General features: G+C 66.9%; 1 tRNA gene and 1 rRNA gene. Both read right to left on the bottom strand.

Going from position 1 to position 236, the window contains the following annotated elements:
- Window positions 1-33: 33 nt before the first annotated feature.
- Window positions 34-109, bottom strand: a tRNA-Gly gene (locus tag ACYQ0J_RS13895).
- A gap of 10 nt (window positions 110-119) precedes the next feature.
- Window positions 120-236 (bottom strand): 5S ribosomal RNA (gene rrf / locus ACYQ0J_RS13890).

The following is a 236-nucleotide window of genomic DNA, read 5'->3' as shown; positions in this document are numbered from 1 at the left end:
CCCCCCCAGGGGTTGGCCTGGGGGGGCGAGGGTTGGAGCGGGAGACGGGACTTGAACCCGCGACCCCGACCTTGGCAAGGTCGTGCTCTACCGACTGAGCTACTCCCGCATGGAAAAATCCCCCGCACCGACCTACTCTCCCAGGACCCTGCGGTCCCAGTACCATCGGCGCTGGCGCGTTTCACTTCCGTGTTCGGAATGGGAACGGGTGGTTCCACGCCGCTATGGGCACGGGG

It is taken from the genome of Thermus sp. FJN-A, assembly GCF_054655095.1.
Note: the sequence above shows the minus strand (reverse complement) of the source record. Positions and strands in the feature narration are given on the sequence as shown.